The sequence below is a fragment of the Noviluteimonas gilva genome (assembly GCF_009740395.1).
Classification (GTDB): domain Bacteria; phylum Pseudomonadota; class Gammaproteobacteria; order Xanthomonadales; family Xanthomonadaceae; genus Noviluteimonas; species Noviluteimonas gilva.
The window spans coordinates 174,137-195,866 of record NZ_WOXT01000004.1; the positions used below are offsets into that span (position 1 = coordinate 174,137).

22 protein-coding genes are annotated in these 21,730 nt (G+C 64.2%); 4 read left to right on the forward strand and 18 right to left on the reverse strand.

The annotated features are described in order from the left end of the window. Positions 1–2: 2 nt before the first annotated feature. The 3 genes from GN331_RS13095 to GN331_RS13105 form a co-directional block, all read right to left on the reverse strand. Positions 3–2,264 (reverse strand): polysaccharide biosynthesis tyrosine autokinase, encoded by a 2,262-nt coding sequence (locus GN331_RS13095; protein ID WP_156642691.1) that lies wholly within the window; start codon positions 2,262–2,264, stop codon positions 3–5. A gap of 140 nt (positions 2,265–2,404) precedes the next feature. Beyond that, positions 2,405–4,726 (reverse strand): UDP-N-acetylglucosamine 2-epimerase, encoded by a 2,322-nt coding sequence (locus GN331_RS13100; protein WP_156642692.1) that lies wholly within the window; start codon positions 4,724–4,726, stop codon positions 2,405–2,407. A 251-nt stretch (positions 4,727–4,977) separates the two neighbouring features. Continuing rightward, the gene (locus GN331_RS13105) at positions 4,978–5,415 is read right to left on the reverse strand and encodes a low molecular weight protein-tyrosine-phosphatase (protein WP_156642693.1); all 438 of its coding nucleotides are present in this window, start codon (positions 5,413–5,415) and stop codon (positions 4,978–4,980) included. A 110-nt stretch (positions 5,416–5,525) separates the two neighbouring features. Here GN331_RS13105 and GN331_RS13110 point away from each other — a divergent pair, with 110 nt between their 5' ends. After that, positions 5,526–6,011: a hypothetical protein gene (locus GN331_RS13110; protein ID WP_156642694.1), complete on the forward strand. Its 486-nt coding sequence runs from the start codon at positions 5,526–5,528 to the stop codon at positions 6,009–6,011. A gap of 42 nt (positions 6,012–6,053) precedes the next feature. Here the strand turns inward: GN331_RS13110 and GN331_RS13115 are convergent, their stop codons facing one another. From GN331_RS13115 to GN331_RS13125, 3 genes are all read right to left on the reverse strand, one after another. Beyond that, entirely contained in the window at positions 6,054–6,428 is a 375-nt protein-coding gene (locus GN331_RS13115; protein WP_156642695.1) for an EF-hand domain-containing protein, read from the reverse strand. A 17-nt stretch (positions 6,429–6,445) separates the two neighbouring features. Then, entirely contained in the window at positions 6,446–6,928 is a 483-nt protein-coding gene (locus GN331_RS16915; protein WP_156642696.1) for an RT0821/Lpp0805 family surface protein, read from the reverse strand. 68 nt (positions 6,929–6,996) lie between these two features. Further along, positions 6,997–8,499 carry a DUF1254 domain-containing protein gene (locus tag GN331_RS13125; RefSeq protein WP_156642697.1) on the reverse strand — a complete coding sequence of 501 codons (1,503 nt, stop codon included), beginning with the start codon at positions 8,497–8,499 and terminating at the stop codon, positions 6,997–6,999. A gap of 350 nt (positions 8,500–8,849) precedes the next feature. Between GN331_RS13125 and GN331_RS13130 the strand changes: the two genes are divergently transcribed. Then, a complete protein-coding gene (locus GN331_RS13130) occupies positions 8,850–10,187 on the forward strand; it encodes a tyrosine-type recombinase/integrase (protein ID WP_156642698.1) in 1,338 nt (445 codons plus the stop codon). 16 nt (positions 10,188–10,203) lie between these two features. Then, positions 10,204–10,614: a hypothetical protein gene (locus GN331_RS13135; protein WP_156642699.1), complete on the forward strand. Its 411-nt coding sequence runs from the start codon at positions 10,204–10,206 to the stop codon at positions 10,612–10,614. A gap of 32 nt (positions 10,615–10,646) precedes the next feature. Here GN331_RS13135 and GN331_RS13140 read toward each other — a convergent pair whose 3' ends face one another. From GN331_RS13140 to GN331_RS13185, 10 genes are all read right to left on the reverse strand, one after another. After that, positions 10,647–11,543, reverse strand: a complete 897-nt coding sequence (locus GN331_RS13140; RefSeq protein WP_331713488.1) for a cation diffusion facilitator family transporter — start codon at positions 11,541–11,543, stop codon at positions 10,647–10,649. 1 nt (position 11,544) lies between these two features. Next, positions 11,545–11,868: a P-II family nitrogen regulator gene (locus GN331_RS13145; protein ID WP_156642931.1), complete on the reverse strand. Its 324-nt coding sequence runs from the start codon at positions 11,866–11,868 to the stop codon at positions 11,545–11,547. Continuing rightward, entirely contained in the window at positions 11,865–14,969 is a 3,105-nt protein-coding gene (locus GN331_RS13150) for an efflux RND transporter permease subunit (RefSeq protein ID WP_156642701.1), read from the reverse strand. Before GN331_RS13150 ends, GN331_RS13145 begins: the two co-directional genes overlap by 4 nt. A 27-nt stretch (positions 14,970–14,996) precedes the next feature. Next, positions 14,997–16,103 (reverse strand): efflux RND transporter periplasmic adaptor subunit, encoded by a 1,107-nt coding sequence (locus tag GN331_RS13155; RefSeq protein ID WP_197427124.1) that lies wholly within the window; start codon positions 16,101–16,103, stop codon positions 14,997–14,999. Between the two features lie 11 nt (positions 16,104–16,114). Beyond that, the gene (locus GN331_RS13160) at positions 16,115–17,365 is read right to left on the reverse strand and encodes a TolC family protein (protein WP_197427125.1); all 1,251 of its coding nucleotides are present in this window, start codon (positions 17,363–17,365) and stop codon (positions 16,115–16,117) included. Between the two features lie 75 nt (positions 17,366–17,440). Continuing rightward, complete coding sequence (locus tag GN331_RS13165; protein ID WP_156642704.1) at positions 17,441–17,812, reverse strand: hypothetical protein; 372 nt, start codon at positions 17,810–17,812, stop codon at positions 17,441–17,443. Between the two features lie 86 nt (positions 17,813–17,898). After that, positions 17,899–18,567 carry a hypothetical protein gene (locus GN331_RS16575; RefSeq protein WP_197427126.1) on the reverse strand — a complete coding sequence of 223 codons (669 nt, stop codon included), beginning with the start codon at positions 18,565–18,567 and terminating at the stop codon, positions 17,899–17,901. Between the two features lie 70 nt (positions 18,568–18,637). Continuing rightward, positions 18,638–18,826 (reverse strand): hypothetical protein, encoded by a 189-nt coding sequence (locus GN331_RS13175; protein WP_156642705.1) that lies wholly within the window; start codon positions 18,824–18,826, stop codon positions 18,638–18,640. After that, a complete protein-coding gene (locus GN331_RS13180; RefSeq protein WP_231734495.1) occupies positions 18,816–19,061 on the reverse strand; it encodes a MerR family transcriptional regulator in 246 nt (81 codons plus the stop codon). Before GN331_RS13180 ends, GN331_RS13175 begins: the two co-directional genes overlap by 11 nt. A 141-nt stretch (positions 19,062–19,202) precedes the next feature. After that, the gene (locus GN331_RS13185; protein WP_156642707.1) at positions 19,203–19,475 is read right to left on the reverse strand and encodes a metal/formaldehyde-sensitive transcriptional repressor; all 273 of its coding nucleotides are present in this window, start codon (positions 19,473–19,475) and stop codon (positions 19,203–19,205) included. A gap of 46 nt (positions 19,476–19,521) precedes the next feature. On the opposite strand from GN331_RS13185, the gene dmeF reads away from it, so the two are divergent. Further along, positions 19,522–20,457 (forward strand): CDF family Co(II)/Ni(II) efflux transporter DmeF, encoded by a 936-nt coding sequence (gene dmeF / locus GN331_RS13190; RefSeq protein WP_156642708.1) that lies wholly within the window; start codon positions 19,522–19,524, stop codon positions 20,455–20,457. A gap of 47 nt (positions 20,458–20,504) precedes the next feature. Here the strand turns inward: dmeF and GN331_RS13195 are convergent, their stop codons facing one another. Then, positions 20,505–21,200, reverse strand: a complete 696-nt coding sequence (locus GN331_RS13195; RefSeq protein ID WP_197427127.1) for a 3'-5' exonuclease — start codon at positions 21,198–21,200, stop codon at positions 20,505–20,507. 78 nt (positions 21,201–21,278) lie between these two features. Beyond that, on the reverse strand, positions 21,279–21,680 hold the full coding sequence (locus GN331_RS13200) for a hypothetical protein (protein ID WP_156642710.1): 402 nt from the start codon (positions 21,678–21,680) through the stop codon (positions 21,279–21,281). Positions 21,681–21,730: the final 50 nt, after the last annotated feature.

Consider the following 21,730-nt stretch of genomic DNA (forward strand, 5'->3'; position numbering starts at 1 on the left):
GGTCAGCGATAGGCCTTGTGCGTTCCGGTCTGCTGGCTCGGGAGGTACTCGTAGTACGTGTACGCATAGTGGCCACCACTACGCTTCATCACGCCGTTGAAGATGGCGCCCTTCACTTCCACGCCGTTCTGTTCCAGGCGCTGCTTGGCCAGCGCGATTTCGCGCTGCTGGTTCAGGCCGAAGCGCACCACCATCAGGCACGTGCCGACCATGTGGCCGATCACCGCCGCATCGGTCACCGCCAGCACCGGCGGCGTATCGATGATCACGATGTCGTAGCGCGGGCCGACCTGTTCGAGCAATTCGTTGAACGCCGGGTTCATCAGCAACTCGGACGGGTTCGGCGGAATCGCGCCGCGCGAAATGAAGGACATGTTCTCGGCGCCCGCGACCTTGCGGATCGCCTCTTCCAACGGGATCTGGCCGGCGATCAGTTCCGACAAACCGCCTTCCGAACGCACGCCCACCGCATGGTGCAGCGTGCCGCGGCGCATGTCCGCGTCGATCAGCAGCACGCGCTGGCCGGCCTGCGCCATCGTCACGGCGAGATTCGCGCAGACGAAGGTCTTGCCGACGCCGGGGCTCGGCGCGGAGATCATCAACAGGTTGTTCTTGGTCTTGAAGCGTGCGAAGTGCAGGCTCGTGCGCAGGCTGCGCAGCGCTTCCATCGCCAGGTCCGTCGGCGAATTGAGCGCGAGCAATCGCTGGCCGCCGGTGGCGAAGCGCTGCGGATTGACCGTGAGTTCGCGGCCGCGCTCGCTGTACGGGATCGACGCATAGACCGGCAGGCCGAGCAGTTCGATGTCGGCCGGATCTTCCACGCCCCGACGCATCATCTGGCGCAGCAGCACGAAGCCGAACATGATCAGCGCGCCGAGCAGCGTACCGCCGGCGATCACCGGGATCGGCTTCGGCCACGCGGGGCTTTCATAGTCGACGGCGGCCGGATCGATCACGCGCGCATTGCCGATCGCGCTGGCGCGCGCGATGTCGAGCTGCTGCGCCTGGTCGAGCAGGCTGGCGTAGGTCTGGTTGGTGACTTCGACGTCGCGCGTCAGGCGGAACAGGTTCTGCTGCGTTTCCGGCAACGCGGCGATCTGGCCGCGCAACTGGCCCTTCTGCGCTTCGAACTGGGCGATCTGCGAGAGCAGCGCCTTGTAGGTCGGATGGTTCGGCGTGAAGCGGCTCGCGAGGTCCGCCTGCTGGATGCGCAACTGGCTGATCGACGAATCGATCGACACGGTTTGATTCAACAGCGACTGGTTCTGCACGGTGACATCGAGCGTCTGCGTGCGGGTCTGGTAATCGGTGAGCGCGGCCTGCGCCTTGTCCAGTTCCTTGCGCACGATCGGCAGCTGGCGCTTGACGAACTGCAGGCGCTTGGCGGCTTCGGCCGAGTTGCGCGCCACGTTCTGGTGCACGTACGCACGGCTGACCTGTTCGAGCACCGAGCGGGCGAGGATCGGATCTTCGCTCTGGTAGGCCAGCGCGATCACGCCCGAATCGCGGCCCTGCTCGCTCGCGCTGATGTCCTTGCGCAGCTGGGAGAGGATCGCGAGCGTGTTGAGGCGCGTGACTTCGAAGCGCATGCCGGGGTTGGCGGCCATGCCGCGCACCAGCACGTTGACGCCCGCGGCCTGCGCGGGCTGGCCGACGATGCCGTTGACGAGCACGTCGCCATCGGGGTCGTACAGCGTGAAGCGGTTGGCATCGCCGGCGACGAGCTTGAGCGGCTGGTCGACGAGTTCGGCCGGCACGTCCAGGCGCGCGATCGACACGCTCTCGCCGCCCCAGCCGTAGCGCGTCAGGCCGAACCACGGTTCGTTGACGTCGTTGGCGCGGTCGGAGGCGTAGGTGCGCGCGATGTAGTCGCCGAAGATCGGGAAGTGCGCCGGCTTGATCTGGACGTCGAGGTCCAGGTTGTCGAGCGCCTCGCTCAGCACGCTGCGCGAGGTGAGCAACTGGATCTCGGTGGCGGCGGGCGATTCGGCGGCGGTGGACTGGGCGGCGGAATTCGACGCCAGGCCCGGGAACGTCGGCGTGCGGCGCTCGACCTGGACCGTCGCGTTGGCTTCGTACTTCGGCGTGGCGAGCACGACATAAAGAACGCTGGCCAGGAAGAACATCAGCGTGCCGAACAGGATCGCTTTCTTGTGGTCGCCCACCGTCGTGAACAGCGTGCGCAGGTCGAGCTCCTCATCGCGGACCGAGGTCGGGGCGATGTGCGGAGGCGGCGTCGTGCGGTTGGAGAGGTAGGTCGCCATAAATCTCGCTCAGAAAAAATATGAAAGGCATCGGTGCCGCTGGCATCGACGTCGGAACATCCTTGCTCCGCGGGAACGGCGGCCCTCAGCCGCCGTCCTGCGTCGTTGCCGGCCCCCTGCCGGCCCCCTGTTGGCTGCCTTCAGGACACCTCGCGGACACGCTCGGCGCCGGCCGCGAAGCGCGGCAGCTCGGCTGCCGGCACCAGCGGCACGACCGTGGCCGTGCTGGGCCGCATGGCGGCCAGCGCTTCCACGATCCACTCGCACGCATCCACGCGCGGCCGCTCGTCGTTGCGCAGCATTTCCCACGCACGACGGTCGGAGATGAGGTTGAGTACGACATCGGAGATCGTCTGCTCGTGAACGTCGATGCGGCGGACGTTCGGAACCTCGCTGGTGAGCGGTCCTGCGAGGGCGGGTTCCCCCGCGGCGTTCAGGAGCAAGACAGGCTTCCCGAGCGGGGCCACCTCCGCCGCGCATTCGCCGGAGACGGCGAGCGACAGGTAGGCGGCGTCGGCCAGATAGGCGAAGCCGAGGTAGTCGCCCGGGGCGACCAGGTGGATGTTCGCGAAGGCGCCGAGCATGCCGTCGATGCCATCCATGTTGCGCGAGGGCGGCATCAGGCAGACGACGTCCAGGTCCGGGCGGCGCAACGCGATGCGGCGCAGCGCGCGGGCGAGCGGTTCCAGGCGTTCGCCCATCTTTTCGCGGCCCATCACCAGCAGCAGCGGTGCGTTTTCGCGCAGGAAGCCGAAGCGCTGGGTGAGCTCGCGCTGCAGCGGGAGGTTCTGGTGCAAGCGATCGACCGCCGTGTGCAGCGTGCGCGCGGCGGGGTCGCCGGTCACCAGCACGCGGTCGGACGGCACGCCGTCGGCCAGCAGCGAACGGCTCATCGACTCGGTCGCGGTGAAGTGCATCGCGGCGAGCGAGCCCATCATCTTGCGGCCCGCGTCCTGCGAGGCGCGCACCGCGGCGCCCGCCGGCTCGACGCAGGCGACGGGGATGTGCTGGTAGGTCGCGGCGAGCGTGGTGGCCACGCTGGTCGGCGCACCCGCGGGCACGACCACGACGTCGGGATGGAAGTCGCTGATCACCCGATCGAGGGTGCCGAGCGCGGCGGAGGTCACCTGCGCGACATCGTCGGCCTCCGACAGGGTGATACGCACGTCGGGGGACAGGTCGAACAACCCCAGTACGCCTTCGGAGTGGCTGCCGGCCTGCGCGGCGACGCAAACGCGCATTTCGAAGCGCCGGTCGCGCGACATCTGTTCGACGATCGGGGCGATCTGCGCGGCATCGGTCGACGCGCTGAGCACGTAGAGCGCCTTCATCACGCCCGATGCCGGCGCCTGGTCGGCCATCGGAACGCGCGCTTCCACCGTGGCCTGCGGCGCCGTGGCGACTTGCGCGACGCGCTGCGGCAGCAGCTTGCCGATCGCCACGATCGCCTGCGGCAACTTCGCCAGGTACAGCGCGAACACGAACATAAACGCCACCAGGCTCGCCATCTCCGGCAGCCCGCGCAGCGCATAACCGACACCGCCGAGGGTCAGGCCCGCCGAGACGATGATGCAGAGCGTGGCGCGCGCCGAGAAACCTGCGTCGCACAACAGGTGGTGCAGATGCTGGCGATCGGGTTCGAACGGCGAGCGCCCCAGCTTCTTGCGGCGATACATCACGCCGAGCGTATCCATCACCGGGATCGCGACGCACCACAGCGTATCGACCGGGGCGAGCACGCCGACCTTGCCGTGGCTCAGATAGATCAGTGACCACGCCATCAAGAAGCCGATGAGCGTGCTGCCCGCATCGCCCATGAAGATCTTGCGGCCATCGGGCCAACCCAGGTTGACCGCCAGGTACGGCACGAGCGCGGCGAACAACACCTGCAACAGCAGCACGACGCCGAGCGCCGGCCAGCCGGAGGGGGCGAACAACAGGATCGAACCGATGCTCACCATCGCCATGCCCGCGGCGAGGCCGTCGATGCCGTCCATCATGTTGAAGGCGTTCACCAGGCCGATGACCGCGATGATCGTGATCGGAATGCCGAGCAGGCCGAGCTGCAGGTCGATGCCGTCGCCGAGCAGGTGCCCCGCGCTATCCAGGTAGATGCCCGTTGCGCCGATGACCAGCCACGCGGTGGAGGCCTGGATGACCAGGCGCGACTTGACGCTCATGTTGTTCAAGTCGTCGACCGCGCCGGTCATGACGATCAGCGCGCACGGCACGAGCAGGCTCGCGACGAACGCGTCCACGTATCCGAGGTACGTCAGTCCCGCGACCGTGCCCAGGAAGAAGCACAGCCCGCCGATCAGGGGGACGCGGCCCTTGTGCGCCTTGCGACCACCCGGCTTGTCGACGAGACCCAATCGCTTCGCCAGGGGGCGAAGCGAAAAGATCGCGAAGAGGGTGACGGCAAGGGCGATTGCACTCGCGGCCACCAGTTTTGCTTCTTCCATGCGCGCCTCTCGATGACCGGGTCATGGGGCGTCGCGAACCGTTCCCGTCCGCCCCCTTTCCCCGCCGCATGCACTCGTTGACACCCGGTGCAACGCGACAGGTTCGAAAAGGCTATGGATCGGGTGTTGATGAAAAGATGAAGAAAAACAGCCAAATGCCAAATATTCGGCACCGATCGTCGAATCATTCAGGCGCGTTCGTCTGCTTGGCCGGTGCCGTGTCCGGCATGCGTTTATCGCAACGAGCAGGGCTAAAGGTGCATTCGCCAGGCGTACAGCATCCGGTCGATCCGGCGGTACGCATCCTCGAAAACCGGCACCGTCTTGCCGTAGGGATCCGGGACCTCGTCGTCGCCCTCCCACTTTCCGACCAGGAACGTCTTGCCCCTCGCCTGCGGGGCGATCGCATGGATCGCGCCGACATGGCGGCGTTGCATCGCGAGCACGAGATCGGCCTGCGAGATCATCGCTTCGGTGACCTGGCGCGCGGCGTGGCCCTGCGCCGTCAGGCCGTGGTCGGCCAGCACGCGTTCGGCGATCGGGTCGATCGGATTGCCGACCAGCGCCGCGAGGCCGGCCGATTCCACGACCACCTCGTCGCCGCCGCCCAGATGCTTGCGCAGCACGACTTCGGCCATGGGCGATCGGCAGATGTTGCCGACGCAGACGATCAGGATGCGATGGATCATGGTCGCGCAGTCTACGGCGCGCCGGTCTCGCGCGCGCGACGGACGTCGTGGACAAGCCATGACATGATTCGGCCGAAGGCGCCCCGCCTTCGCCCATCGCGAGGATCCCAATGGAACCGGTCCTGCCGTTGACGCACCCGCTCACGCTTTTCCATGTCGTGCTCAGCCTGGTCGCCATCGCAACGGGACTGGTGGTCGCCGCCGGTCTGCTCGCGGGCAGTCGCGTGCCGCGATGGACGCACGCGTTCCTGTGGACCACGGTGGCGACCACGGTCACGGGGTTCGTGTTTCCGTTCCGCGGGTTCACGCCGGCATTCGGCACCGGCATCGTCTCGGTGCTCGTGCTCGTGCCCACGCTCTACGCACTCTACGGGCGGAAGTTGACAGGCGCGTGGCGGAAGATCTTCGTCGCCGGCGCGATGATCTCGCTGTACCTCAACGTGTTCGTGCTCGTGGCGCAGACCTTCCTGAAAGTGCCCGCCGTGCACGCGCTCGCACCGACGCAAGCCGAACCGCCCTTCGCGATCGCGCAGGGTGTCGTGCTGCTGGTGTTCGTCGTGCTGACGATCGTTGCGGTGCGACGGGCCCGGCAGTAGCCATCATCGAAAAAAAGCCCCGCTTGCGCGGGGCTTGTTCGATCACTTGCGCTGCGCGCTCTCCGCCCGATCGATCTTCCCGTCGGAATTGGCATCCATCGCCGCGAAGTCGCCATCGGAATAAGTGCTCAATTCCTCGATCACCAGGAACCCGTCGCGGTTGCTGTCGATCGTGTCGAACTTGCTCGGGTTCGGCGCATCTTTGAGTTCGTCCCGCGACAGCTTGCCGTCGCGATCGGCGTCGTTGAGCAACACCCACTCTTCGACGAAGTTGCCGTACTCGGCGAGATCGACCTGACCGTCCTTGTTCGCATCGGCGACATCGAAGCGCGCGGGATCGGCGCCGGCCTTGACCTGCGCCACCGCCGGCGCGGCGAGGACCACCAAGAGTGCACATCCCACAACCTGCTTGATCATGATCGTCACTCCTTCGGTCAGCTCACGTCCCACTCGCCGTTGGATTTCTTGCACGCGGTGCCGGTGGTTTCGTCGACCGATGCACCACCCACGGTCAGGCCGCGACGGAAGTCGCGGCACACTCGGCCGTCGGACATGCGTTTGGTGTTGAGCGCGACGAAGTAACCGGACTCCTGCGTGCGCGAATCCGACCAAGTGACTTCCTGTCCTGAGGCCGCCTGGTTGAGCGCACGCTGCGCGGCATCCTTCTCGTACTCGGACTTCGCATGCCGCTTGTACAGGTGATCGCCGATGAAGCCGCCGGCCACTGCACCGGCCGCCGTCATCAGCACCCTGCCCGTGCCGCCGCCGAACATGTTGCCAACCAGGCCACCGACCACGCCGCCCGCAACGACGGAACCGAAATTCTTGTTGGCCTCGCGCTGGCCCGGATCGCTGGCGCAAGCCGCAAGGCTCAGCGCGGCGGTCAATACGAACACGTGCTGCATCGGACGATTCATAACCGCGACTCCGGGTGCGTCCACGAAGGGTTGATGTTCCAGTCTTCCGGTTAAATCGACGTGACCTTTCAGGAATGCATGCGCTGCACGTCGGGAAGCGTGTAGTGCTTATCGATGAGCTCTGCCTTGGGCACGTACGTGCGCACGATCAGCGCGAACTGCGCATCGGGTGCAGGCAACCAATTGGCCTGTGCGTCCGCATCCGTCGGCGGTGCATGCGACAGATGCAGCGTGAGCGAGCCATCTGCGGCGAACTTGAGTTCGCTGGCGTCGAGGTTGACGGTCCCGATGTTGTGGCGACCGTTCGGGCTGGTCGCAAGCATGAAGTTGTCCTGGTCGTACATCGACAGCGACCAGAACCCACCCCTGGCGCGATCCACCGGCGGAAGTCCGTACTTCGGGAACGTCATCGTGTAGCGGTAGCGTCCGAAGAGGACGTCGCCCTGCGCATCGGTGCCGCGAATGAAGTAGATCGCTTCATGGAAGTCGTTGACATAGATGTACATGACCGCGGCCTGCGCACGGCCGAACCAATCGGTGCCCCACGCGCCGCCGTTCTCCTGGCGTTGCCAGCCGTTGCCGGCATCGACGCCGGCCTGCGTGTAGCGCGCGGTCTGCAACAGTTCGGCATCGGCTTCGAGCGCGACGCGGTCGAGCAGCGAACGCCACTGCGCATCGCTGTCGCGCAACGCGAACAAGGTGCGCGCCTGCTCCGCCATCGGCGCATCGTCGGGGCCGACGACGGGATTGGCGTCGAGTGCTTTTCGCAGCACGTCCCAGAACTTCGTCGGATCGACGGGGCGCACGCGCAGCATGTCCGGATCGGCGGCGATCATCTCGGCGGTCACGCCCGGCGGATACACCTTGTTGCGCGCGCTGGCTTCGCAATCGAAGTTGCGTCGCGACGGTGCGTCCTCGCCCACCGGATACATGCCGATCTGGTTCAACACCGCGCGCGCGCGCTGCTTGGACTCGGGGCTGTGCGCGATGTAACTGCGACCGAACACGCCGGCGACGTTGGTCGGCGAACGCAACACGTCGATGAATCCTTCCGGTGCATTGCCTTCCCACGACGGTCCGACGAGCAGGTATTTGCCGCCCGGCGTCTTCGACGCAGATCCGAGCTGGTGCGTGACGGTGGTGAACAGGTCGACGATCTGGATCGTCCAGTAGTGCCCCTCGGGCACGTCGATGGGTGTCTGGACGACGACGCCCTCGTCCGTGAGATCGGCGAACCCTGCGCCGTAGATCGTGTCGTTGTTCGGCGTGACGACCTTGCGTTGCGAAGCCGGCATGTAATCGTCGAGGTAGCCCATGCGGCTCTTCGGCCCGCCGGGGAACAGGCCCATGGTCGCCCCCGGCCCCGACGCCTTCATGACCTCCCAGGCGCTCGTGCGGCCCCACGTGTCCACTGCCGGATAGCCCCAGTAATAGACGATGCGCGCCAGCGACTCGACGTAACGCGCGTTGGCGATGCCGGCCGGTGCGCCCGCCGCATTCTTCAGGTCGGGATGCACGGGCGTGAATGCGCGCGCTTCGTATGGAACCGCAGGAGACGGGTTGGCGGACATCCGAACGCTCCTTTCCGACGGGAGCGTTGGAGTGTCGATCGGCGCGCACGCGACCGCGAGCGAAAAAATGCGGGGGTCGGCCGGGTAAAACTACTGTTGCGGCAAGAAAAAGGGCCTGCAAGCTTTCGGCTTGCAGGCCCTTGTTTCTACTGGTGCCGGAAATAGGAATCGAACCTACGACCTACGCATTACGAATTCGACGGCATCACCTAACGCAACGGCGCACACACATGCGCAGAAACACTGTAATTTAAGGCTCTGGCGCAACTTCAACGTTGCACACCCTAACGCTGGGATTCACGGCCTAACAGGCCCGACGGACCCCAGCCGGACCCCAGCCCGAGCCCGCCATGCCACAGGTCAACTTCAACGAGAAGAAGGTCACCGCCATCCTGCGCCAGCCGCACCGTGCGCGCATCGAGTACGTCGACGCCGCCGTGCCCGGCCTATGCCTGCGCGTCGGTCCAGGCGGCGCTGCGTGGTTCTACCGGTGCAATGTCGGCGGAGGGAAGCTGCGGCAAAAGCTCGGCGGTCACGATGCCATCGCGCGCAACGCCGCCGCACTGACCCCCCCGGTGTCGGCGACGACCTTGGCCCGCCGGATGGCCGGGAAGATCGACGACGACGTCGCCAACGGCCGGCACCCCAAGATCGAGCAGGCGCGCGAGCGCACGGAAGCGGCCGCGGCGATCGAGCTGAGCGCGCACCGCGCCTTCCACACGATGGCCGAGGGTTGGTGGTCGGTCCACGCGCCCACGATGGGTACACGTAGCCGACAGGATTACCGGCGGGAACTCGACTTGATCCTTGCCAAGTTCGCCGACACCGACATCGCTGCGGTAAAGCGCGGACACCTAGTCGCATATCTCGATGCGCGGGCTCGCCGAAGTTCCGCTGGTGCCAACCGCGCCGCGGTGGTCATCCGTCTTCTCTTCGCGCACGCGCGGGACCGGCTTGGGTGGGAATACAGCCCGGCGGCGGAGATCGCGAACCCGGCGAAGCAGAAACTGCGCGACCGCGTGCTGGACCGCGATGAAATTCGCATCCTGTGGCGCGCGGCCGAGCTGGCGGGGTACCCATACGGTCACGCCATCCGCATGCTCATTTGCGTGCCCGTGCGCACGAGCGAGCTGGGCGGCCTATTGCGCGCGGACGTCGACTCGCTCGGCGAACATTGGAAACAGCGCAAGAACAAGTCGAGCAGGCGCACCGACCTCTGGTTGGGCGACTACGCGTTGGCGATACTCAACGACTGCCCTGACCATGGCCCCGATGCGCCGTTCTTCGTCGCTTCGTTCGACCGCAACGGTGTTCCGCGAGGCATCCGATCGGATACGTGGCACAACGCGCTGAATCGCCACGTACGGCCTTTCCTTGATCGTGCCGCCGACGAACTAGGCCTTCCCCGCATCGCGGAATGGTGGACGCCGCACGACCTCAGGCGCACCGTCCGATCGGGATTGACCGGATGGTGCGGCGTGCCGAAGGAGAACGCCGAACGCGTCCTCAACCACTCGGTGCGCAACCGCCTCGAAGCAACGTATGACCACGCCGACTATCGGCCCCAAGTTGCCGATGCGTTGTGCCGGTGGGACGATGAACTCGACGCCATCTTGAACGGGCGGCCGCCGGTGCGGGTCGCGATGCCCGTTCGCCGGTCGCAACGGAGAGTTGCCGATGCAGCGTGAAAGGAAAAACTCAGCCGTGTTCGAGATCGCGCTTTCCGATGAGGACGACGCCCGAATTCTGGCGTCGCAGCGCGTGATGTTCGACACCATCGCGAACAAGATCGAGCGAAGCGAGCCGCTTGATCTCGACGAGCGCATGACTGCAGTACGAATTCTGCGCCCTCTCAGCGACAACCTCCCCGAACGCCTTGGGCAACTCCGACCAGGGCGACCGGTCACCGCGCACCAGAACGAGGCCGCGTGCGCCTACGCCGTCTTTCGCCACCTCGGAGAAGACCATGCCTCCGCTGTTACCGCGACGATCGAGAAACTCGACCAAGAGGACGACCAGTCGAAGGCGAGTTCGATCCGCCGAGCGATTCGACGATACCGTCGTGCAATTCTTCGCTTGATTCCGCCGGCGCAAATCGAAGAAGGCGACGAGTGACTTCACTCGTCGCCTAGACCCACATCGCGCGGTCAGCGATGCAAATGATGACCTTCCTCCTTTGTGCGCTCCATTTGCAGCGTTGAATGCTCGATCCTGAACTGCTCTTCCAATGCGGCCGCGACTCCGCGACGAACCTCGTCGATGTCGGCAACGCCTTCCCTGACAACGACGTGGCCGGTGAGGATCACGTCCCGCGATCCCATCGCCCAAACATGCAGGTCATGCACCAGCGCGACCTCAGGATGGGATGCCATTGCTTTGCGCACCTCTTCGAGGTCGAGGTCGCTCGGCGTGCCCTGCATCAGCATATGCCCGGCGGCGCGCAACAACGTCCACGTGCGCGGAAGCACCCATAGTCCGATGAGCACCGCGATGATTGGGTCGACGACCGTCCACCCCGTGGCCTTGATGATGAGCGCGCCGATCAACACCCCGACCGAGCCGAGCATGTCGCTCCACACTTCGAGGTAGGCGCCCTTCACGTTCAGGCTCGTGCCGCTGCCGGCCTTCAACAACCGCATCGAGATCAGGTTCACCACGAGGCCGAATGCGGCGATGACAAGCATGCCGCCTGACGCGACTTCCGGCGGGTTCCGGAATCTTCCGATCGCTTCCCACAGGATGTAGGCTGCGACGACGAACAACAGCCCACCGTTGATCACCGCGCCGATGGCTTCCATGCGTGCATAGCCGTAGGTCCGCTTCGTGTCGGCGGGCCTGCGGCTCAAGCGCACGGCGAATAGCGACACCGCGAGGGCGATGACGTCGGTTGCCATGTGCGCCGCGTCCGACAACAACGCGAGGCTGTTGGTGATGAGCCCGCCCGCGACTTCCGCGACGAGGAACGCCATGGTGAGCCCGAGGGCCCACCACAGCGGTCGTTCGTGCTGAATCTCGCCGGTGCCGTGATCGTGGCCAGCGCCCACGTCAGCGATCCTCCGCGGTGATGGCGATGCCCTGTTCGACGGGCAAAACATAAATCCAGCCGGCATCGCCGCGCCCGGTCCAACCGACGCGACGGAACAACTCAACAGCTTCCCCAACGCGCTCGTCTTCGCAGAACAATTCCATTTGCACCTCGCTGACGACCAGGTCGCCCAACACCACGGAATACTCTTGCTCGCGTGAATCGAGCGCACGCAACAACCCCTTCACGTCGAAGAGGCTGAGGCGCTGGAACCCGGCGGCACCGAGCGCGTGAATCAAGTCCGACACACGTGAGCGATGCACGAACGCCTTGACCAGTTTCATCGGGTTTCTCCCTTGGGTGCGCGTGATTCGAGCCATTCGTACAAAACCGGCAACAGGATCAAGGTCAGCAACGTCGAACTCAGAAGCCCACCGACCACCACGGTTGCGAGCGGACGTTGTGTTTCGGCGCCCACCCCTGTCGACACGAGCATCGGCACCAGACCGAGGATGGCGACGCTCGCGGTCATCAGAACCGGGCGCAGGCGGAGGGCTGTTCCTTGCAGGACCGCGTCGCGCACCGATAGGCCTTTGTCGCGTAGTTCGTTGAGGAAGCTCACGAGCACGATGCCGTTGAGCATCGCGACGCCGAACACCGCGATGAAGCCGATCGCCGAGGGCACCGACAGGTATTGGCCGGTGACGAACAACGCGAGAAGGCCACCGATAGTTGCGAACGGCACGTTCGCCAAGATCAACGCCGCGTACTTGATCGAGTTGAACGCCGTGTAGAGCAACAGGAAGATGAAGAAGATCGTGACCGGGACGATAACAGCCAGCTTCGCGAGCGCACGTTGCTGGTTTTCAAACGCACCGCCCCACTCCACCCAGTAACCCGCCGGCATTTGCACTTGTGCTTGCAACGCGGCGTTGGCCTCCTTGACGAAGCCGTCAACGTCGCGCCCGCGCACGTCCATTTGGATCACCGCATAACGTTGCAACTGCTCGCGGCGAACGAAGGAGTAACCCTCGGCCACGGAAACCTCCGCGACCTCCGACAGAGGAACGATCGCACCGGCCGACGTGCGCATCGGAATGCGACGAAGCGCTTCTACCGACGCCTTTGCGTCATCGCCCAGGCGCACCGAGATGTCGAAACGCTTCACGCCATCGAGCAGCACGCTCACCGGTTCGCCGCCGACACCATTGCGCACGATCGTAAGCACTTCCTCGGCGTTCATGCCGTGCCGCGCGAGTTCGTCACGATCCACCGCAATGCGAATTTGCGGCTTGCCAACGTTCGCTTCCAGCGAAAGATCGGCGACGCCCGGTACCTTTGCGAGCACGGTTTTGATCCGACCGCTCAGACGATCGAGCTCCGCGAGGTCTTCGCCGTACAGCTTGAGCGCGAGTGTGGCGCGCACACCCGAGATCAACTCTTCCACGCGCATTTGGATCGGTTGCGTGTAACCGGGCACGACGTTTGGCACGGTCTTCTCAAGCGTCTCCTGCATCGCGGTTTCGAGCTCCTTGATGTTGCGACCCGACTTCCACTCGTCTTCTGGCTTGAGCGCCGTATAGATTTCCATGTAGTTGACGTCGGCCGTCTCGCCCTTCTCCGCGCGACCGATCATCGCGACCGTCGTGTCGACTTCGGGGAACTGCTTGAACGAATCCGCGATCACCTTGCTGGTGCGAATCGATTCATCCAGCGACGTTGACGGGATACCCGTGATGCGCCACATGATCGAGCCTTCCTGCAACTGCGGCATGAACTCCTTGCCGAGGAACGGAAACAACGCGAGGCTACCGAGCAGCGCGACGACCGCGCCTATGACGACCGCTCTCTTCTTCGCCAGCGCCTTGTCGAGCAAGGGCCCGTAGATGCGCTTGATGCGCGCAACGAGCCACGTGTCGCGTTCCTCCTTGGGCTTGAGGATCAGCGATGCGAGCACCGGGATCAGCGTCAGGCTGAGCACGAGCGATCCGGCCATGGCGAACGCGATGTTGAAGGCCATCGGCTTGAACATCTTGCCTTCAAGACCTTCCAGCGAGAACAACGGAAGGAAGACGACGATGATGATCATGATCGCGAAGGCAATCGGATTGGCGACTTCCTTGGCGGCCGCCAGCACCGCCGAGGTGCGATCGACTTTTTCGCCGTGAGCTTGTCGCTCAGCCATGATGCGGAATGCGTTCTCCACCATCACCACGGCGCCGTCCACCATCATGCCGATGCCGATCGCCAAACCCGCGAGCGACATCAGGTTCGCCGATAGCCCGAACTGCCCCATGCCGATGAAGGCGATCAGCATCGCCAGCGGCAAGGTCACGATGACGACCAGGGCCGAGCGCGCTTCGCCGAGGAAGAGGAACAAGATAACCGCGACGAGCAACGAACCTTCGATCAACGCACGCAATGCGGTTTCGACCGCCTTGTCGACGAGGTCGGTACGTTCGTAGATCGGCTTGAGCACCATGGTCTTCGGCAACGCGGCCTTGACCACGTCGAGCTTGCCTTTCACGGCTTGCACGACTTCTTTTGCGTTCTCGCCGATGCGCGCGAGCGCCATGCCGAGCACGACTTCTTCGCCATCGCGCGTCACCGCACCGAAGCGAGGCGCAGGCGCTTGGACGACTTGCGCGACATCGCGGAGATAGACGGGCACGCCATCTTCCGACTTGAGCACGATCGCGCCGATGTCTTCGGCAGTCTTCAACAAGCCAAGACCACGCACGAGGAATTGCTCGCGCCCGACGTCCATCGTGTTGCCGCCGACTTGACCGTTGTTCGCCGGGATCGCCGACATCACGTCGCCGAAACCGAGGCCGCGTGCGTAAAGGCGCTGCGGATCGATGCGCACTTGGAACTCACGCTCGCCGCCGCCCCACGAAGTCACATCATCGACGCCCGGCGCCGTGCGCAGGATCAGACGCACCGTCCATTCCTGCCACGTGCGCAGGTCCATGTCGCTGACCTGTTCCTTTGTGACACCGGGCGCCCGCTCCACCGTGTACCAATAGACCTGCCCGAGACCCGAAGCGTTCGGCCCCATGGTCGGCTTGCCGTAGCCTTCGGGCAACCGATCACCAATCTCCTGTAGGCGTTCGTTGACCAACTGACGCGCAAAGTAGATATCCATGTCGTCGTCGAAGTACACGGCGACATACGACAACCCGAACAGGCTGACCGAGCGGATTTCCTGCACCTTCGGCAAACCCGCGAGCGCGGATTCGACAGGCGTGGTGAGCAGTTGCTCGACATCCTCGGCCGCGAGGCCAGGCGACTCGGTGTAGACGTTGACCTGCGCAGGCGTCACGTCGGGGAATGCATCGATGGGAACGTTGCGCACGGCGTTCACGCCGAGGAACGCGACCACCGCAAAGGCAATCACCACGAGCAGCTTGTAACGCAGGGAGAGTTCGACAAGGCGATTCAACATGCGATCGCCCTCCGCTTGCGAGAGACGTCAGTGACCATGACCTTCTCCCAGTTGCGACTTGAGCAGTTGCGACTTCACCGCAAACGCACCCGCGACAACGACCTGGTCGCCGGCCTTGAGGCCTTCTTCGATCACGGTGTGATCGCCAATAACTTCGCCGGTGCGCACCGGCGCGGACTCGATTGCGCCCCGCGCGTTGCGTCGGAACGCAACGGTCTCGCCGCCTAGTTGTACGAGCGCGTCGGTCGGAACCGAGATGGCATTCCGACCGGCCACGCCGGACTGCAGGTAAACGTCGACGAAGTCGCCGCCATGCAACAGGTCCTCGCTGTTCGGCGCTTCGATACGCACGACGGCGTTGCGCGTTGCTTCTTGGGTGCGGTGCGCGGCGCGCAGGACTTTGCCCGAGATGCGCTTGCCGTCGACGACGATCGTGACCGCGCTGCCGGGTGTTACGCGCGGCATGCTGCCGGGGGGCAGCTTGGCATCGACCCAGACGATCGATTCGTCGACCAGGCGATACAGCGTGCGGCCGGGTTCGATGCGCTCGCCGACGACGAAGTCGTCCTCAGTGATGCGTCCCGCGTGCGGCGCGGTCAACGTAAAGCGGCCGGCGACGTTGCCGGTAGCGGTGCCGGGCAACCCATATGCCTGCGCCTTCGCCCGCGCACGGTCGACGGCGACTTTCGCCTCTGTGATGCGACGACCCGCGACGGCATCGCGACCAAGCGCTTCGACGCGCCGCCATTCTTGTTCGGCAATACGCAGTTCCGCTTGCGCGTCGGAGACGGTGACGCTGGTCAGCGTCACGAGCGGCGTTCCTGCACGCACTTCATCGCCGAGCTTCGCGTGACGACTTATGACGAGCGCGTCTACCTGTGGCGTGATGAGCGTTGTGCCATAGGCGTTGTCGAGCACTTCGCCCGGTGCGCGCAATTGTTCGCCCGCGTTCGACGCTGCGAGGCGTTCGATGCGGATACCGGCGGCGCGCAACGCGTTGTCGTCCATGCGCAGCGTGTTGGCCTGCGCTTCGCTCTCTTCTTCTTCGTGCTCCGCGGGCGGTTCTGATTTCGAGCAAGCGGTCAGCGCAAACACGATCATCAGGGTGAGGAGCAAGGGTCGGTTCGGTTCCATCGAATGCAGTCTCATGGTGTACCTTCCAGTCCGGCCCAGCGTTCGAGCTGGCCGGTGGCGGCGAGGTAGTCGGCGTATGCGCGCCACGTGCGGGCCTGCAGCTCCGCGCGCGCGAGTTCGGTGTCAAGGCTTTGCTTGAGCTGCAACAGGTAGTCGGCGGTCGACAGCTCGCCTTCGCGCCATAGTCGTTCGAGCAACGCTTCGCGACGACCGACGTCGGTGCCTCGGCTGCCGGTCCATCGCGTCCATGCAGCGCGGGTGCTCGCGTAACTGTCGATCGCGCGTTGGCGTTCCGCATCGAGTTGCAGCTTGATGCGGTCGGCGTCTGCACGTGCGGTCACGGCATCGGCTTCGGCGGCAACCACTTCTGCGCGGTAACCGTTGCGAATGTTCAACGGAATGGTGACCGTGAAGCCGACAACGTTATCGCGCGCGAGATCGTCGTATTCGACGCGCCCGCCGCGCAACCCAACAGTCGGGTCAGCCGTGCGCGCCTTACGTGCGACGTCGACCTCGCGCTCCGCCGCCGATGCGGCAGCGAGAGCGACGGCAATCTCGGGCGCCGCTTCCGAGTCCCCGTTCGACAAGGGCGCGGGCAATGCGACTTCGGGCAAGGTCGCCATGGCTGGATCGCCACCCGCGCTTCGGAAGCGGGCGGCGGCTTCTGCCTGGTCGGCGAGCAGCGTGGCTTGCTCGGCTTCGGCTTCATCGCGCGCCAGAAGGGCGAGATCGCGATCGAGGCCGGAGATGTCATCGGCAGCGAACTGCTTTTGCGCCAGCTCGGCGAAGCGCGACAACAGCCCGATACGGCGCTCGCCGGTTCGCACGCGTTCGCTCGCCCTAATCCAATCAGCGAGCGCGGCGAACCAGTCCTTTGCGAAGTCACGCCGTTGAAGGTGTGCACGCGCCGTTGCTTCATCGAGCCGCGCCGTCGCCGATGCCTCGCGGGCGCGGCGCTTGCCGTTGATGTCGAGCGTCAGGTCCACGCCCGCGGTTGCGGTGCGATCGGTACCTTCGTTCTCGTAATCGAACACCAACTCGGGGTTGTAGAGCGGCCGACCCGCCGCATCGCGCCGCGCGCGCGCGGCCGACAACTGCGATTCGGTGGATTGGTAAGTCGGGTGCTGACGCCACGCTGCCTGCAGCGCTTCGCGAAGCGGCGTTGGTGCACGTGGATCGGGCGACTGCGCGAAGGCAGCAGCCATCAGGGTCGTGCCGACAACGGCAACGACCAGCCGCGCGACGAACCGTCGTCGCGGCATGCGAACAAATTGCATTGGAAAACCCTCAGGATCGACATGGCCTCGGCGTAGCCGAGGGTTCGAGTTCGATGTCGATCAGCCGATAGGTGGCCGTAGGGTTAGCGGCACGTGCGCTGAAGCGCGCTCGTCGACGCGACCTTCGACTCCATCGCCGTGCACCGCGATCGTCATGCCGGCGACGGATTGCAGCACAGCGGCCGCGTGGTGGCAGCTACAGTGCGTGCAGCTTGCAGCATGCGCGAGAAGACCATCGGCGCCGGACCCGGCGCTTGCCTTCTCGACGATCGTCACGCCTTCGGGGGCCATGCCCAGGTCGGCCAGTTCGTGCTGCGTGCATGCCGCAACCGAGCCGATGCGGAGCAGGAGCGCGAACAGAACGGCAACGGCAAGCCAGCGGGAGCGCCGCAAGGCCGCGATAAGCGTCAAGTTGCCGGAAACTGCGTGCATTGCCGCGCAGCATATCGGTACGGCTGAGCGTTATGTAATTCCACAACCGCCGGAGTTGCCCGACCAACCATCTCTGCATCACGTAACTATTTGTATTTGTTGGATTTAATTCTAAAGGCAGTAAGGCGGCCGGTGGTCGTGGTCCCACGGGTTTTTGAACCCTCCCCCCGCCCCATCCGTCCGCCGGTGCGCCTCAACAAACGCCCACGCCAGACGGAGATTGATGATGCCGACCGCTCTGTCTTCGGTACATGCAATGGCAGAGTTTCAGAGGTGCCCACCGGTGAGGCCAGTTCTTCCTCAAGGGAAGCGCCGGTAAGCCCTGCCTGAGGGCCGGGCTCGCGGCAGGACGGCGATGATCGTGGTCGGCTAGGCCTTCCACGAGGGCCACCCTTGCCTGCGATACGGGCTGGCAGATCGATTTTTTCGCCGCGGGCAACCCTGCTCCAAAGACCCGAAGGCACCTTGGTTTCGCGCACATCGAGCTTTCCGGCGCACGCATCGATCTTGATCCACGTGAAGCCATACAGCGAACACTGATGCAGACCGCCCTGCCGCGTCAGTTCGACGAACCCTGCCGCCATGAGCTCATCGATCGCGTTCGCCAGCGAAGAGTGCGATGTCCACCCGCGTTTCTTCATCAACGAGCGGCTGACGCAGATGTCGCCGTTGTGGCCGTAGCGGTACTGCGCGCACATGTCGAGCAAGAGGTGTTTGGCGTTCGCGGACAGCGCGACGAAGTTCGGCGCGTTCAACACATCGTGCGGCAGGCGAACGAAGGTTCCTCCTTCCCGCCTGCCCGTTTGCCGAAGCCGCCTTCGCGCGCTACTCATCGGAGCGACCCGCGATCTTGCGTTCGGCGCGTTCGACGGCTGCGACGGCGTCACGCAGCATTAGCAACGCGTTGTGCGCGTACTCGATCGAAGGCCGGTGTGCGAGTTCGTGCATCACCGCATGAACCCCGTCCGCGACGAACTCAAGCTCGCGTTTGTTCGGGTCGAAGTCAGCGGTCATCGGCCACCTCCTGGTCGGCGACCGAGGCCACGCCGTCGCCATCAAGGAAGACTGGGCGCTGCAAGCGACGCACGTCGCCAACGCGCCGGTAGTTGCGGTTGCTGATCCTGACGACGGGCAGCACGCCCTTGCGCGTCCACCTCCACAACGTCATCAGGGTTACGCCCAACGCATCGGCCGCGCGTGCATCGGGAACAAGGCGGTCTTCCACTGGAAGATCATGTGCGGGTTTCATCTCTGACTCCGTCGGTGTTGGCGAGTGATCGCCGTCGTGACCGAACGTAGGGGTCAGAAAGGTTGATGTCGAAGCGCTATTCTGGAATAGCGCCGCCAACTCGCGACAGCGGTTGCTTCCGCGACGATTGTCGGACCGCGTTTACTTGAAGTAGGAACGCAAGATCGCGGTTACCTCGTTGATCTCGGCCTCGCGCTTGCCCGCACTTCTCTCGCGCGCCAGATGTTCGCGAAGGTGACCGTCGAGCACTTCCATCATCAGTCCGTTCACGGCGCCACGCACGGCGGCGATCTGCGTCAGCACCGCCATGCATTCAGGATCGCCAGCGAGCGCAGTTTCCAGCGCATCGACCTGGCCTCGGATGCGGCGGACGCGCGTCAACAGCTTCTTAGAACTTCCTCCGACGTGCGCCATCGCTGGCTCCCGGATACCATAGGGGGGTATAGCAGGAATATACCCGATGAACCTGAGCGCCGCCGCCGACCGCTTCCGCCACGATCACACATTCAACGAGGGCAACCCCCTCGCCGAGCGCAACACGCGTTATGCCGTCGCGTTGACCGCCGCGATGATGGTGGTCGAAATTGCGGGTGGCTGGATCTTCAACTCAATGGCGTTGCTGGCCGACGGCTGGCACATGAGTTCGCATGCTCTCGCGCTCGGGCTTTCTGTGTTCGCGTATGCATGCGCGCGCCGCTTCGCCAACGACCGCCGCTTCGCCTTCGGCACGTGGAAGGTCGAGATCCTGGGCGGTTACACGAGCGCAGTGCTGCTGCTCGGCGTCGCGGCCGTGATGGCGTTCCAGTCAATCGAGCGCCTGTTCCGCCCCCTGCCCATCCATTACGACCAGGCAATCGCCCTCGCGGCCATCGGCCTTGCGGTGAACCTCGCGTGCGCGTGGTTGCTGCGCGGCCACCATGAACATGATCACAGGCATGCGCATCACCACGACCACCACGCGCACGACCATCACCACCACGACCTGAATCTTCGCTCTGCATACCTGCATGTATTGGCCGATGCAGCAACATCCGTGCTGGCCATCATCGCGCTGGTCGCGGGAAAGTTCTGGGGCGCGATGTGGTTGGATCCAGTGATGGGCATCGCCGGCGCCGTGCTCGTGACCGTGTGGGCGTGGGGACTGCTGCGCGATACCGGCCGCGTGCTGCTCGACGCGGAGATGGACGCGCCAGTCGTCGAAGAGATTCGCGAAGTGATCGGCACCGAAACTGATGCCGAGATCGCCGACCTGCACGTGTGGCGCGTCGGCAAGGGCAAGTATGCCTGCGTGGTCAGCGTCGTCGACCGAGACGGCCGTAGCCCCGAACACTATCGCCGCGCACTTTCGGTCCACGAAGAACTTGTGCACGTGACCGTTGAGGTCAACGTAGTTTGACCGAAGCGTGCGAGTAGCTGATTGCGCGCGCCCTCCGATCTACATTTCTAGTTGGTCGTACCGAGCCGGGATGCTGCGGCCGTGTAGACGATTAGCGCGCGCTTACAGTCTCCGAGTGAACGGTGCTCATCCTCAAGGCCAAGGTTGCCGTCGCGCGCAAGATCCTTGAGTTTGTAGCTCGCTCGCTCAGGCCACGCACGTCTTGCCATCTTGAGTGCACATGAAGCCCGCTGCGGAATCGTAACCCCGCACTTGTTTGACGCCGATCTAAGGAACGCCATATCGAAATCAGCGTTGAAGGCAACCAGCGGGAGGTCGCCGACGAACTTGCAGAACGCGCGCAACGAGTAGTCGAGATCATCGCCGCCGTCGACCATTGCTTGCGTAATCCCCGTCAACTGCGTGATCTTCGCCGGCACCTTCTTTACCGGCCGCACAATGATCTCAAACGTGTCGTGATTGACTGAGTCACGATTCACGCGAATGGCGCCGATCTCGATGATTTCATCACGAAGAGGGTCAAGCCCTGTGGTTTCCAAGTCGAATACAACGAACTGCACAGGAAGGTGGGTCAGGTTGACGTTTGCGGCGCTCGATTCACGACGCACCACCTCAGTGTGATGGCGTCGATGCTGATCGACTCTGAGCTCGTCACGCTCACGAAGGCGCGCATCTCGTCGAACGGGTTTGAAGACCACCCACAACGCGAGCGCCAGGATGATGACCAAAGCTGCGATTTCCACAGTGACCCCTGCCTCCCAAGTCGCATCAGCTACAAATTTTTGAGGGCCGCGAAATGAAGGCGGCTTCGACTTTAAAGCTCATAGCAATCCCGCGCCCTGCTTTCTCCGTAAGCTGTTCACGAAAGCCGGGCCGTCTTGTACGAGATGGCTTCCATCATCCTTCTTAATTCCGTCGTCTTCCGGCAGCTCCAGGATGTAACCCGTCGACCGCAGGAAGAAACGGATCGCCTCTGTGCCGACGCCCTGACGCATGTAACGACCATTGTTTCCTTCAAGAAACGCGTGCGTGAGCCGGGCAAAGGTTTCGCTGGAATGCTGATAGGGCTGGTCGTAACAATTGAAATGAAACTCGCCGACTTCATTTCCGCCAGCGTAGGCATACACACAGTCGCCTTCGAAAACCAACTCGATCTCGTCCCCATTTGAAAGCGTAAGAACGAGCTTCTCGTCGTCCGAATCATCTATTGCAACAATAGCCATTGCGCCCCTTTGATTATCACGACGACCGCCAGCTTGCGGCGGCCAGTAAA